The sequence below is a fragment of the Kitasatospora sp. NPDC048407 genome (assembly GCF_043200475.1).
Lineage (GTDB): Bacteria > Actinomycetota > Actinomycetes > Streptomycetales > Streptomycetaceae > Kitasatospora.
This window is the reverse complement of record NZ_JBICXW010000021.1, coordinates 103,322-115,559: the sequence shown is the minus strand read 5'-3', so window position 1 is coordinate 115,559 and position 12,238 is coordinate 103,322. Positions and strand designations below refer to the sequence as shown.

The 12,238-nt window shown below is 73.4% G+C and carries 12 protein-coding genes and 1 pseudogene; 8 read left to right on the top strand and 5 right to left on the bottom strand.

Going from position 1 to position 12,238, the window contains the following annotated elements; translation table 11 throughout:
- Positions 1–122 (top strand): annotated as a pseudogene (locus ACGFWJ_RS29900) (electron transfer flavoprotein subunit alpha/FixB family protein); the annotation flags it as partial.
- A 77-nt stretch (positions 123–199) separates the two neighbouring features.
- On the opposite strand, the gene ACGFWJ_RS29895 reads toward ACGFWJ_RS29900, so the two are convergent.
- Positions 200–1,573 (bottom strand): S8 family serine peptidase, encoded by a 1,374-nt coding sequence (locus tag ACGFWJ_RS29895; protein WP_392955110.1) that lies wholly within the window; start codon positions 1,571–1,573, stop codon positions 200–202.
- Positions 1,574–1,867: 294 nt separating this feature from the next.
- Between ACGFWJ_RS29895 and ACGFWJ_RS29890 the strand changes: the two genes are divergently transcribed.
- The 5 genes from ACGFWJ_RS29890 (at position 1,868) to ACGFWJ_RS29870 (ending at position 6,662) form a co-directional block, all read left to right on the top strand.
- A complete protein-coding gene (locus ACGFWJ_RS29890) occupies positions 1,868–3,286 on the top strand; it encodes an acyl-CoA synthetase (protein ID WP_392955108.1) in 1,419 nt (472 codons plus the stop codon).
- A 120-nt stretch (positions 3,287–3,406) separates the two neighbouring features.
- Complete coding sequence (locus ACGFWJ_RS29885) at positions 3,407–4,438, top strand: NUDIX domain-containing protein (RefSeq protein WP_392955106.1); 1,032 nt, start codon at positions 3,407–3,409, stop codon at positions 4,436–4,438.
- Positions 4,439–4,544: 106 nt separating this feature from the next.
- Positions 4,545–5,261 carry a DUF4184 family protein gene (locus tag ACGFWJ_RS29880; protein WP_392955104.1) on the top strand — a complete coding sequence of 239 codons (717 nt, stop codon included), beginning with the start codon at positions 4,545–4,547 and terminating at the stop codon, positions 5,259–5,261.
- 6 nt (positions 5,262–5,267) lie between these two features.
- A complete protein-coding gene (locus ACGFWJ_RS29875; protein ID WP_392955102.1) occupies positions 5,268–6,170 on the top strand; it encodes an aminoglycoside phosphotransferase family protein in 903 nt (300 codons plus the stop codon).
- A gap of 87 nt (positions 6,171–6,257) precedes the next feature.
- On the top strand, positions 6,258–6,662 hold the full coding sequence (locus tag ACGFWJ_RS29870; RefSeq protein WP_392955100.1) for a hypothetical protein: 405 nt from the start codon (positions 6,258–6,260) through the stop codon (positions 6,660–6,662).
- 63 nt (positions 6,663–6,725) lie between these two features.
- Here the strand turns inward: ACGFWJ_RS29870 and ACGFWJ_RS29865 are convergent, their stop codons facing one another.
- The gene (locus ACGFWJ_RS29865) at positions 6,726–7,271 is read right to left on the bottom strand and encodes a carboxymuconolactone decarboxylase family protein (protein WP_392955098.1); all 546 of its coding nucleotides are present in this window, start codon (positions 7,269–7,271) and stop codon (positions 6,726–6,728) included.
- A gap of 370 nt (positions 7,272–7,641) precedes the next feature.
- Between ACGFWJ_RS29865 and ACGFWJ_RS29860 the strand changes: the two genes are divergently transcribed.
- Complete coding sequence (locus tag ACGFWJ_RS29860; protein WP_387648680.1) at positions 7,642–8,856, top strand: geranylgeranyl reductase family protein; 1,215 nt, start codon at positions 7,642–7,644, stop codon at positions 8,854–8,856.
- A 150-nt stretch (positions 8,857–9,006) separates the two neighbouring features.
- Here ACGFWJ_RS29860 and ACGFWJ_RS29855 read toward each other — a convergent pair whose 3' ends face one another.
- Both ACGFWJ_RS29855 and ACGFWJ_RS29850 read right to left on the bottom strand, forming a co-directional pair.
- Positions 9,007–9,519, bottom strand: coding sequence for a SigE family RNA polymerase sigma factor (locus ACGFWJ_RS29855; RefSeq protein ID WP_387648635.1), 513 nt, complete (start codon positions 9,517–9,519; stop codon positions 9,007–9,009).
- A gap of 82 nt (positions 9,520–9,601) precedes the next feature.
- Positions 9,602–10,402, bottom strand: coding sequence for a hypothetical protein (locus ACGFWJ_RS29850; RefSeq protein ID WP_392955096.1), 801 nt, complete (start codon positions 10,400–10,402; stop codon positions 9,602–9,604).
- A gap of 195 nt (positions 10,403–10,597) precedes the next feature.
- On the opposite strand from ACGFWJ_RS29850, the gene ACGFWJ_RS29845 reads away from it, so the two are divergent.
- Positions 10,598–11,236, top strand: a complete 639-nt coding sequence (locus ACGFWJ_RS29845; protein WP_392955094.1) for a hypothetical protein — start codon at positions 10,598–10,600, stop codon at positions 11,234–11,236.
- Positions 11,237–11,243: 7 nt separating this feature from the next.
- Here the strand turns inward: ACGFWJ_RS29845 and ACGFWJ_RS29840 are convergent, their stop codons facing one another.
- The gene (locus ACGFWJ_RS29840; RefSeq protein WP_392955092.1) at positions 11,244–12,230 is read right to left on the bottom strand and encodes an ArsR/SmtB family transcription factor; all 987 of its coding nucleotides are present in this window, start codon (positions 12,228–12,230) and stop codon (positions 11,244–11,246) included.
- Between the last annotated feature and the right edge of the window lie 8 nt (positions 12,231–12,238).

The window sequence follows — 12,238 nt, the reverse complement described above, 5'->3', positions numbered from 1 at the left end:
TCGTCGCGGTCAACAAGGACCCCGAGGCGCCGATCTTCGAACTCGTCGACTACGGCGTCGTCGGCGACCTGTTCGCCGTCCTGCCCCAGCTCACCGCCGAGGTCAAGGCCCGCAAGGGCTGACCTGTCGAGGCTGAACTGCGGCGCGGCCCCCGGGAGTTGATCCCGGGGGCCGCGCCCTTTTCGGGTGGGGCCGGGTGTCAGCGGCCGGCGAGGGTGCGCACGAAGCGGTTGGCGTCGATGGTGCCGAGGCCGGACGCCAGGTCGTAGCCCTTGACGGCCTTGTAACCGGTCACGCCGTTCCAGGAATTGTCGCTCTCGGAGACGTCGGTGATGCCGCTCCACTGCGAGGGCAGCGCGGCCATCGCGTACAGGCGCGGGTTGAGCTGGCCGAGGCGGTGCCCGGCGAGCTGGTTGGCGAGCGCCACGATGCCCGAGAAGATCGGGGTGGCCTCGCTGGTGCCGCCGGTCAGGTGCCAGCCGACCCGGGTCGGGTCGTAGGACTCGTACGTCCAGGCGGCGCCGTCCACGGCCGCGCTCATCGAGATGTCCGGGGTGCCGCGGTGGTTGCCGGTCACGTTCGCCACGCCCGCCTGGTACCAGGGGCGGTCGAAGACGCCGGAGGCGCCGCCGCCGGCCGCGCCGTAGTCGTCGTGCCAGACCTTGTCCGGGGCGGTGCGGTTGCCGTTGTTGTCCAGGGTCAGCTGGGTGCCGCCGATCGAGGTGATCAGCGGGTCCGAGGACGGCCAGGAGTTGACCCGGTACGGGTACAGGTCGGTGCCGTTCTCCATCGCGTCGGTGGCGCCGTTGTCGCCGGAGGCGCCAAGGACGGTGACGCCCTTCGCGGCGGCGAACTTGAAGGCGTACCGCAGGCCCTCGATGGACTTGAAGTCGCCCTTGTCGAAGCCCGGGAAGGTGTTCTCGGTGGCGCCGAAGCTCTGCGAGATCACGTCCACGTCGCGGTGCTGCATGATCGACTTCTCGGCGTCCATCATCTCCGGCAGGCCGGTGACGCCCTCGGTCTCCGCGACGCCGGTCTCCACCAGCACGATGTGCGCGTCCGGGGCGACGGCGTGCGCGTACTCGACGTCCAGGGTGGTCTCACCGGCCCAGCCGGTGTGGTCCGGGTTGGACGGGTCGAACACCGGGACGTTGCCCCACTTGACCACCTCGACCTGGGTGTCCGGGATGCCCCACTGCTTGTCGAACATCTCCAGGTCGTGCTGGATGGTCGGCGAGCCGAACGAGTCGACGATCACGATGGTGCGGCCCTTGCCCGTGACGCCCTGCTGGTACAGCGGGTTCAGGTTGTAGGCCTGGCGGTACTGGAGCGGCGAGTAGCAGTGGATGCCGATCTGCGACACGCAGTCCGACGTCGATATCGGCGCGGTCCGGCCGACCGCGTCGATGTGCCCGGCCGAGGCGGGGCGCAGGTGGAAGGCGGCCGGCAGGTGCAGGTCGGCCGCCGTCCGGGCGGTCGCGGTGGCGCCGGTCAGGGCGGTGGCCCCGACGGCGAGCAGCGCGGCGGCACGCAGCGCGTTCGAGCGTCGGGGACCCGCGGTGGCGGGGTGCATGCCCAAGGAGACTCCTCGAAGAGACGGTTCCCGGCCGTACCGGTCGGGGCGACCCCTATCCCACCGGGCCCGGCGGGGCCGGGCCATAGTCCGAGACGGGCGGTCGGGATGGTTCCGATCGGCCACCGGATTCGGTAAAGGAAGTGGAGAGAATCGGTAACGCCCCAGCTCAGCACGGGCGATGACGCGCCGCCAGGCGAACGGCGCCGCAGGTGTACTCCGGCGCCCCCGGCTCGTAGAGTCGGGCGGCATGGGACAGCTGAGGGCACTGGGCGATGTGTACGGGGTGACGGCATGGGGTTGCTGACGGCGTTGGACGGCGGGTACGGCGACCGCGCGGACGCGGTGGTGGTGGACGGGCGGGCGCTGTCCCGGGAGGAACTGCTGGGTGCTGCCGGGGCGGTCGCCGAACGGGTCGCCGGGGCACCCGCGCTGGCCGTGCTCGCCCGGCCCGAGGCGGAGACGGTGGTGGCCGTGGTCGGCGGACTGCTGGCCGGCGTCCCCGTGGTGCCGCTGCCGCCCGACTCCGGGCCGCTGGAGCGCGCCCACATCCTGCGCGACAGCGCCGCCACCCTGCTGGCGGGCACCCGGCTGCCCGAGGACACCGAAGGGCTGACGGCCCTTCCGGTCCGGCTCGACGACCGGCCGGGCGGGACGTGGCGGCCCGCCGCCGACGACCCCGACCGGACCGCGTTCGTGCTCTACACCTCCGGCACCACCGGCGCCCCCAAGGGCGCGCTGATCCCGCACCGCGCCGTCGCCGCCGGACTCGACGGACTCGCCGACGCCTGGCAGTGGAACGCCGACGACACCCTCGTCCACGGCCTGCCGCTGTTCCACGTGCACGGCCTGGTGCTCGGCGTCCTCGGCGCACTGCGCACCGGCAGCCGCCTGGTGCACACCGGCCGGCCCACCCCCGCCGGGTACGCCGCCGCCCGCGGCAGCCTCTACTTCGGCGTCCCCACCGTCTGGTCGCGGATCGCCGCCGACACCGGCGCCGCCCGCGAGCTGGCCGCCGCCCGGCTGCTGGTCTCCGGCAGCGCCCCCCTGCCCGTCCCCGTCTTCGAACAGCTGCGCCGGCTCACCGGCCAGGCCCCCGCCGAGCGGTACGGCATGACCGAGACGCTGATCACCGTCGCCACCCGCGCCGACGGCGAACGGCGGCCCGGCGCGGTCGGCGTGCCCCTTCCCGGCGTCCGCACCCGCCTGATCGGCGAGGACGGGCAGCCCCTGCCGCACGACGGCGAGAGCGTCGGCGACCTCCAGATCCAGGGCCCCACGCTGTTCGACGGGTATCTCGGACGGCCGGAGGCGACGGCCGAGGCGTGGACCGCCGACGGCTGGTTCCGCACCGGCGACGTCGCCGTGATCGAACCCGACGGCTTCCACCGGATCGTCGGCCGCGCCTCCGTCGACCTGATCAAGAGCGGCGGCTACCGGATCGGCGCGGGCGAGGTGGAAGCCGCGCTGCGCGACCACCCCGGCGTCGCGGACGCCGCCGTGGTGGGCGCCCCCGACGAGGACCTCGGGCAGGTGGTGGTCGCGTACGTGGTCGCCGGGCGGACCGACCTGGCGGAGGGCGAGCTGGTCGACTTCGTGGCGCGGCGGCTGTCCGTGCACAAGCGCCCCCGGCGGGTGGTGCTGGTCGACGACCTGCCGCGCAACGCCATGGGCAAGGTGCTGAAGAAGCGGCTGCTCGAACCGGACGCGTAGAGCCTGTCCGGCCGGTCCTTTCAGGGCGGCGGGGAGTGGGTACCACTGGGATGGCGTGGGGGCCCGGGCCCCGCGCTGCCCGGCGGAGAGGCCGGGCGGCCACGGAGGGGCAGGGATACTGTGATCGTCTGGGTCAATGGGGCATTCGGTGCGGGCAAGACCACCGCCTGCCGGGAGCTGACCGGGCTGCTGCCCGGAAGCGTGCTGTTCGAGCCGGACACCGTCGGGACGCTGCTGCGCGCCACCCTGCCGCCCGGCCGCCTCGCCGAGGTGACCGATCCGCAGGAGCTGCCCGCGTGGCGGCGACTGGTCGCCGAGACCGCCGCCGCGCTGGCCGAGGAGGCGACCGGCCCCGTACTCGTCCCGATGACGCTGCTGCGCCAGGAACACCGCGACGAGATCTTCGGTTCGCTGGCCGGGCGCGGCCTCCCCGTCCACCACGTCGTCCTCGACCCCGTCGAAACGATTCTGCGGGCCCGGATCGGCACCGGGGACGCGGCTTTTCGGGTGCGCGGTCGGGAGGCGCTGCCCGCGTACCTGATCGCGCGGGGCTGGCTGGCCGGGGACGCACGGATGATCGACAACAGTCTGCTGACACCGCGACAGACCGCCGAGCGGATCGCCGAAGTGGTGCGCAGCGGCGCCGCGCGCTGTCCGATCGTGCGCACCGAGGGCGGGAACGGCGACACCGTCGCCGCCGCCGTGCTGCTGTTCGACGACCGGGACCGGGTGCTGCTGGTCGACCCCGCGTACAAACCGCACTGGGAGTTCCCCGGCGGCGTCGTCGAACGCGGCGAATCACCGACCGCCGCCGCCGTTCGGGAGGCGGCGGAGGAACTCGGCCTGCGGCTGCGCCCCGAGGAACTGCTCCTGCTCGCCGTCGACTGGGAACCCGGGGCGGGCGGCGGCCGCGGCGGCCTGCGGCTGGTCTACGACGGCGGACGGCTCGGTCCGTCCGAGGTGTTGCGGCTGCGCCTGCCGACCGGGGAGCTCCGGGACTGGCACTTCGCCACCCTGCGGGAAGCCGCGGAGATGCTGCCCGCCACTCGGCTGCGCCGGCTCGTTGCCGCGCTGGAGGCGCGCGCGGAAGGCGAGTTGCGGTACCTGGAGGGCGGGCGGCGGGCGGCGACGGGGGCTGCGCCCGCGCGATGAGAGGGCCTCGCGGGGCGGCTGCCGGCGGGTGCGGCGGGCGCTCGGGCGGAGGCCGGGACTGCGCGTTGACGGGTCGGGCAGGGGTGGGGGCTGGGAGGATGCGGGCATGCCGTTCACGTTGAGTCATGTTGCGGCCGTGCTGCCCGGGTTGCGGAGTGCCCGTCGGCAGGGGGCGCTGGTGGCGGCCGGGCTGGTGGCCGGGGCGATGGCGCCCGATGTGCCGTTCTTCGCCGAGTCGGTGCTGCCCGGGGTGTACCGGCACGGTGATCTGACGCACCGGTGGTGGGCCGCCGGGACGGTCGATGTGGCGATCGGGGCCGGGCTGGTCGCCGCCTGGTACGGGGCATGGCGGGGCCCGGTCGGCGAGGCCGTTCCCGGGGCGTGGACGGACGTCGTGCCCGAGGGGCGCCCGGCGGCGGGCGAACTCGCGCTCGCCGCCGGGGCGGTGGCGGTCGGCGCGGTCAGCCACCTGGTCTGGGACGCGTTCACCCACCACGGCCGGGCCGGCGTCCGGGTGCTGCCCGTGCTGGAACGGCGGGTCAGCGGCGTTCCGCTGTACACCGGCCTGCAGTACGGGACTTCACTGCTCGGCCTCGCCCTGCTGGCCCGGCACGCCGGTCCCTGGCGCTCCGCCGACCGCCGCACCGCCGGGCTGCTCACCGCCGCGACGCTGCTGGGTGCGATCGAGCGGGTGCGGCGCGGCGAGCGCGGCGTCGTGGACGAGGCGTGCTTCGGTGGCGGCGCGGGGCTGGCGGTCGGGGCGGCGCTGTTGGGTGCGGCGCGGGGCCGCGAGGTGGCGGGCAGGGGCGTGCAAGTACCGTGACTGCGCATGACCGAAGCCGAGATTGAGATCAGCGAGGGCCTGGTTCGCGAGCTGCTGCGGGAGCAGCATCCGGATCTGGCCGGGTTGCCCATTCGTGAGGTGGCGGGTGGGTGGGGCAATCAGATGTGGCGGCTCGGGGGTGAGTTGGCGGTTCGGGTGCAGCGGATGGACCGCGGTCCGGAGTCGCAGCTGAAGGAGCGGCGGTGGTTGCCGGGTCTCGCCGCGCGGTTGCCGTTGCCGATTCCGGTGCCCGTGCGGGACGGGGTGCCGTCGGGGCGGTTTCCGAAGATCTGGACCGTCATGACGTGGGTGGAGGGCACGCCGCTGGATCACGGCGTGATCACCCGGGGCGATCACGCGGCGGATGCGCTGGCGGGCTTCCTGAAGGCGCTGCACGTGGCGGCGCCGGCGGAGGCGCCGGGGTCGTCGGACCGTGGGGGGCACCCGGCGGAGTGTACGCAGGGGTTCGAGTACTTCCTGGGGGCGGTGGATCTCGGCGGCCGGTTCGCCGAGGGCGAGGTCCGGGCGGTGTGGGAGGACGCGGTTGCGGCTCCGGGGTGGGACGGGCCGCGGGTGTGGGTGCACGGTGATCTGCATCCGGCGAACGTCGTCGTCGCGGACGGGACGTTGGCTGGCGTCGTCGACTTCGGGGATGTCTTCGCGGGGGATCCGGCCTGGGACCTCGCGGCGGCCTGGCTGTTGCTTCCGGAGGGTGGGGCTTCGCGGTTCTTCGACAGGTACGGGCAGGCGGACGAGGGGTCGGTCCGGCGGGCGCGTGGGCTGGCCGCGATGAAGAGTCTGTTCCTGATGCTGATGGGGCAGAACGGGGATCGCGGCCTGCCCGGCGGGAAGTCGAACTGGGGGCCGGCGGGGCGGGCGGCGCTCGACCGTGTCCTGCGGGGGCTTTGACGCCGGCACAGGTCGACGGACGGGGGAGGTAGTCTCTGCCGCTGCGCGTACGAACGTGCGTGCGTTGGCGGAACAGGTGGGGAAAGCGTGACGGAGCGAAAGCTAGAGCTGGTCTCGGCGGCGCGGCGGGTCGTGTTGCGGATGGACGAGACCGAACGGCCCCGGCTGGTGGTGCTGGGAGTGAGCGGCGGGGTCAACTGGCTGATGGCGGCGTTCGGCCCGTTCCTGGGGCGGTGGCTGGCCAAGGGCTACTACCTGGTCGCGACGGATCGTTCGGTGTACGTGCTGAGCGGGGCGGCCAGTGCGGACGGGCCGAGTCGGGTGCTGCACGTGGTGCCGCTCGCGGAGGCGGGCACGATGGTGACGAAGGCGAAACTCGGCACGACCTGGAACTCGGTGCGGCTGCGGCTGCCGGGGCGGCGGCGGCCGGTGCGGGTGAAGGTGTCGTTCCAGTCGCGGTCCGAACTGGAGCGTTTCCTCGGCAAGTTGTGAGGTGGGCCGCCGCCCGGATGGGGCCGCCGCCCGGGCGGGGGTGTCCGGGCGGCGGGGGAGGGCTTATTCGCCGGGCTGGGGGAGGTAGCCGTGGTCGGAGAGGTGGGCGCCGATCATGCGGTACATCTCGGGGTCGTCGGGGGTGAGGGCGGCGAGGCCGTCGACGTACCGGTTGTACATGCAGAACGCGGCGGCGATCAGCACGGTGTCGTGGATGGTCGCGTCGTCCGCGCCGACGGCCCGGGCGGCGGCGATGTCCTGCTCGGTGACGGACAGTCCGCTCTCGGCGACCTTGCCGGCGAGCTGGAGAAGTGCCCGCATCAGGTCGGAGACGGGGGCGGTGGCCAGGTCGTTCTGGACGGCGTCGACCAGGGCGTAGTCGCCGTCCAGGCGGTGCGCGGCGGTGGCGCCATGGGCGGCCGCGCAGTAGCGGGTGCAGTTGAGCGAGGAGACGTAGGCAGCGATCAGTTCGCGTTCGCCGACGGACAGCGGGGATTCGCCGCGCAGGATCTGTTCGGCGAGCTCGCTCAGGCGAAGGCCGGACGCGGGGTTGAAGGAGAGCAGGCCCCGGATTCCGGGGTGGGGGGCGGGGAGCTCGATATGCGGCATGGCCCTTACTGAACCGGTTCGGGAGGTCCTTGGCAAGCCCTTGACCTGCGGTTGTGCCGTCACAGCGGGTAGGCGACGGGCCGGTTGGGCGCGCGTCCTCCGGCCGTCGTCGGGCTGTCTTCCAGCTGCTGTTCGGCCGGTGTTCGGCAAGGGCGGGTCCTGGCCGGAGAGCCGGGTGGGCAGATTAGGATGGGCGACCGTGACTGACACCGGTAGCACCCAGGACCTGGACCCCGTCGAGCCGGTCGCGGCCCTTGCCGACGACGCCGGTGACGGATCGTTGGACGCCGTGGCGGACGAGCCGTCGGAGCCGTCGGACGAGCCGTCGGATTCGTCGGACGAGGCGTCGGACGTTGCGTCGGCGGAGAGCGTGAGCACCGACGCGGAGGCGGACGCCGAGAAGACGGCGCTGCTCGACGAGGTGTGGGACGTGGTCGTGGTCGGCGCCGGACCGGCCGGATCGTCGGCGGCGTACGCGGCCGCGACCCGGGGCCGGCGGGTGCTGCTGCTCGACAAGGCCGAGCACCCCCGGTACAAGACCTGCGGCGGCGGCATCATCGGCCCGTCCCGGGACTCGCTGCCGCCGGACTTCAAGCTCCCGCTGCAGGACCGGATCTCGGCCGTCACCTTCGCGCTGAACGGCAAGTGGACCCGCACCCGGCGCTCGAAGCGGATGCTGTTCGGCGTGGTCAACCGCGACGAGTTCGACCTGCGCCTGGTGCAGGCCGCCGAGCAGGCCGGCGCGGTGCTGCTCACCGGCGTCACCGCGACCGGCGTCGAGCAGCAGGGCGGCGACAGCCGCACCGTGTTCGTGACGCTGGCCGACGGCCGTCGGGTGGAGGCCCGCGCGGTGGTCGGCGCGGACGGCTCCGCCAGCCGGATCGGCCGTCACGTCGGCGTCAGCTTCGACCAGATCGACCTGGGCCTGGAGGCGGAGATCCCCGTCCCCGACGCGGTCTCCCGCGAGTGGGCCGGCCGGATCCACCTGGACTGGGGCCCGCTGCCCGGCTCGTACGGGTGGGTGTTCCCGAAGACCGACTCCGGAACGCTGACGGTCGGCGTGATCTCGGCGCGCGGGCAGGGCGAGCAGACCAAGCAGTACCTGGCGGACTACATCCGGCGGCTCGGCCTGTCCGGGTTCAAGCCGCTGGTGGAGTCCGGGCACCTGACGCGCTGCCGGGCCGAGGACTCGCCGCTGTCCCGCGGCCGGGTGCTGGTGGCCGGCGACGCCGCCGGGCTGCTGGAGCCGTGGACCCGCGAGGGCATCTCGTACGCGCTGCGCTCGGGCCGGCTGGCCGGCGAGTGGGCCGTGCAGGTCGCCGAGGCGAACGGGGCGGCGGACGTGCGGCGGCAGGCGCTCAACTACTCGTTCGCGATCAAGGCGGGCCTGGGCGTGGAGATGCGGGCCGGCAAGATCATGCTGGACTCGTTCGAGAAGCGGCCGCACATGTTCCACCTGGCGGTCTCGCTGATCAACCCGGCCTGGCGGGCGTTCGCGCGGACCACGCAGGGTCACACGACGTTCGCGCAGATCATGCGGGACCACCGGGCGGCGCGGAAGTTGGCGTCGGTCGCGGGACGTTGAGGACACGCGTCCGCGAATTGACGTGGTCCTGGGTCCGCCCGGGGAGGGGAGAGCCCTTCCTCGGGCGGATCTTTCTGTCGGGCGCCTTCCGTTTCGCGCAGTTCCCCGCGCCTCTGGCGGGGCGCGGGGGGTCGGGAACGGGGCGAAGCCTCAGGAAGCGAAGAGATCGGCGCGATCCTCGCCGAGGTGGGCCCGCAGGGTAGCCAGGGCGCGCATGCTCTGGGTCTTCACCACGGAGTTGCTGACCCCCACCATCTCGGCGGTGGCTTCGACGGTGTGGTCCTCCCAGTAGCGCAGCAGCACGATCGCCCGGTCCCTGGGGGTGAGCAGCGCGAGAGCGTCGATCAGGGTGAGCCGGATGTCCGCCGAGGCGCCGTGGTGGCCGGTGTCGGGGGCTCGGTCGGGGATCTGATCGACCGCCACCTCGCCGGTGCTGCGCAGGCGCTTGTGGTCGAGCAGGCTGTTGAGCAGGACCTTGCGTGCGTAGCCGAACGGGTCGAGGTCCCGGCGGGTGATCCGCGGCCAGGCGAGGTACATCTTGGTCAGCGTCGTCTGGGTGAGGTCCTGTGCCAGGTGCCAGTCGCGGCACATCAGGTAGGCGATCTGGCGCAGCCTGACCGCCCCGGCCTCGGCGAACGCGGTGAACTCTGCTTCTTTCCGCACCAGTGATGCTCCCCGATCGTGCGTGCGATGGATTCCGGGCAGGGAGTGCGGCCCCGGAGGCCCGGGGCCGCACTGGGGCAGGTCAGCCGATCTGCGGGAGTGCCGGGAAGCGGGCGGCGGCCTCCGCGCCCTGGGCGGGGGTCATCATGTTGTGGAAAGCGGGGTTTCCGGCCAGTTCGGCGGCGGCCTCCTCGGTGAGCGGGACGACCCCGGGCAGGTTCGCCTTGCCGTCCCAGGCCAGGCAGCTGGCCATCTGCACGGTGACGGCGGTGCCGTCGGCGTGGCGGACGGTGACCACGGTGTTCTGGATGCAGTTGTCGTCCACGTGCTGGACCCGGACCTGCTGGCCGTACTTGTCCCGGTGGCAGCCGTCGCTGGTCGAGCACTTGGCGTCGGGGGACGCGGTGCCGACGAAGACCCGCATCATGCCCAGGCCCTTGGGAGTCCGGACGTTGACCTGGGCGAACGGGACGTCGGCGGCGTACTTGTCGTGCGCCTCGGTGGCGTCGTTCGCCGCGTATCCGCTGGTCTCCAGGCCGGCGGGCAGCGAGTCCAGCACCGTCGAGAGCACGGCCGCGCCGCTCACCCGGACCAGGGCGCCGGACGCCGCCGGCGACGGGGTCGAGGCCGCGGAGGCGGCCAGGGCGGGCGCGCCGCCGGCCGCCGGGCCGACCAGCCCGTTCCCGCCACCGGCGCCGTGCAACTGGCCGCCGACCAGCACGGCGACGGCCGCCATCGCCAGCGCCGACCCGGCCACCTGCCCGACCGTCCGCACCCGGCGGGCGCGGCGGCCCTTCCTGGTCGCCTCCGCCACGACGTCACCCAGGGGCGGCGGCGTCAGCGCGGTCAGTTCGTCACTCAGGTCCGTACGGAAGTCCTTCATTCTCTGACTCACCTTCTGTCGTCATCTGCGCACGCCGGCCATGCGGACCCGCTCGAACGCGGCTCTGAGCTCTACACGGGTGCGGGGATGCGCGCGGTCACACGAAGGAGCTGCCGTTACCCAACCGTGATGTACCGAAAGGGAGTTGACGACGGGATCCGCCGGTTGTCGGTGCCGGCTGGCAGCATCCTCGGCATGGGACTCGACGTGATGGTGGGGGCGCTGATCTGCGCCGAGGACGACGTGGCGGAGTGGTTCCGCGCGGAGTGCGTGACGATCCGCGCCGTGCTGGAGCGCGAGGGCCTGCCGACCTGGCAGGAGCCGGAGGCGGGGCCGCGGTTCAGCGACCGCGTGTGGGGGTACTCGGGGCTGCACACGCTGCGCCGCGTCGCGGCCCACCTGGCCGCGAAGGGGCAGCTGCCCGAGCCGCTGGCGGAGGACGAACGCGCCACCGACGACCGGGAGTTGGAGGAGGCGTACTACGACATCCCGGACGACCCGGCCGGCCCGTTCGACCACCTGATCCACCACTCCGACTGCGAGGGCTACTACGTGCCCGTCGACTTCGGGCCGGTGCTGATCGACGAGGAGCTGTCCGGCGGGATGCTCGGGTCCTCGGTGCGGCTGCTGGCGGAGCTACGGGTGGTGGCCGCTGCGCTCGGTCTGCCCGAGGAACTCGACCCGCACTCGGACGAGGTCACCGCCGTGCTCGACGGCGAGGACCCGGCGCCCGAGGGCTGGCGGCGCTACGGCACCGAGTCGTTCATCTGCCTCCAGCTGATGCGGGCGGCCCGGCACTCGGTGGAGACCGGCGCGGTCATGGCGTTCTGCTGACGAGGTCTCAGGGTCCGAGGAGCTGTTCGGCGAGCGGGCTGCGCGCGTACAGCACCCGGCGGCCGTGCCGGGCGCGGGTGACCAGGCGGGTGGCGTGCAGGACGGAGAGGTGCTGGCTGACGGCGCCCGGGGTGACGCCCAGCCGGACGGCCAACTCGGTGGTGGCGGTGGGTTCTTGGAGCAGCGTGAGCAGGCGGGCCTTGGGCGTGCCGAGCAGCTGTTCCAGGGCCTGCGGCGCGGGCGGCGGGTCGGCGGGGCCGGTCAGGTTGCCCTGGCCGCGCGCCAGGTAGCTGATCGACGGAGTGAGGTCGGGGCCGATCGCGGTGATCGCGCCGCGCGCGAAGCAGGTCGGCAGCAGGGCCAGGCCGCGCCGGTCCACCACGATGTCCAGGTCGCCGTAGCCCCAGTTCCGGTCGATGGTCAGCACCCCGTCCGTCCAGTGCAGCCGGTGGTCGAGGTCGGCGAACAGGCCGGCCGCGCCGCGTTCGGCCAGCACCCGGGCGCGGTGCACGATGTCGGCGTGCAGCACCGAGCGGGCGCGCGGCCACCAGTTGGGCTCCAGCACCCGCGTCCAGTACTGCTCCAGGGCGTCCGCGATCAGTTGGATCAGCTCCGCCGGGCGGTCGTCGTAGGCGGCCAGCAGCGGCGGTATAGCGCGGTCGTGCGGCAGGAAGGTGATCTCCAACTCGCGCCGCAGCCGGGCCGGTTCGAAGGAGCGGACGACGGCCAGCTCGGCCGCGAAGTCCGGGAACGGGACGCTCGGGCGGGGCGTCATGAAGTCCGGCACGTACTTGTTGCTCGCCACCAGGGCGAGCAGCAGCGGCGCCGCCGGCAGTGCCTCGAAGGCCGGGCGCATCGCCTCGAACGCGGCCCCGTGCGGGTACTGGCCCGGGTGCGTCCACATCCGCAGGCTGAGCACCGTCTCCTGGAGCGGCGAGCAGGTGAAGTACGTGCCGGCCAGATCGGCCAGGCCCAGCCGGAACCGCAACGTCATGGTGTGCC

Excerpts from the sequence above, each read along its gene's own strand:
- ACGFWJ_RS29895 (WP_392955110.1), bottom strand. The coding sequence starts at position 1,573 with ATGCACCCCGCCACCGCGGGTCCCCGACGCTCGAACGCGCTGCGTGCC.
- ACGFWJ_RS29890 (WP_392955108.1), top strand. The coding sequence starts at position 1,868 with ATGGGGTTGCTGACGGCGTTGGACGGCGGGTACGGCGACCGCGCGGAC.
- ACGFWJ_RS29880 (WP_392955104.1), top strand. The coding sequence starts at position 4,545 with ATGCCGTTCACGTTGAGTCATGTTGCGGCCGTGCTGCCCGGGTTGCGG.
- ACGFWJ_RS29875 (WP_392955102.1), top strand. The coding sequence starts at position 5,268 with ATGACCGAAGCCGAGATTGAGATCAGCGAGGGCCTGGTTCGCGAGCTG.
- ACGFWJ_RS29865 (WP_392955098.1), bottom strand. The coding sequence starts at position 7,271 with ATGCCGCATATCGAGCTCCCCGCCCCCCACCCCGGAATCCGGGGCCTG.
- ACGFWJ_RS29850 (WP_392955096.1), bottom strand. The coding sequence starts at position 10,402 with ATGAAGGACTTCCGTACGGACCTGAGTGACGAACTGACCGCGCTGACG.
- ACGFWJ_RS29845 (WP_392955094.1), top strand. The coding sequence starts at position 10,598 with ATGGGACTCGACGTGATGGTGGGGGCGCTGATCTGCGCCGAGGACGAC.
- ACGFWJ_RS29840 (WP_392955092.1), bottom strand. The coding sequence starts at position 12,230 with ATGACGTTGCGGTTCCGGCTGGGCCTGGCCGATCTGGCCGGCACGTAC.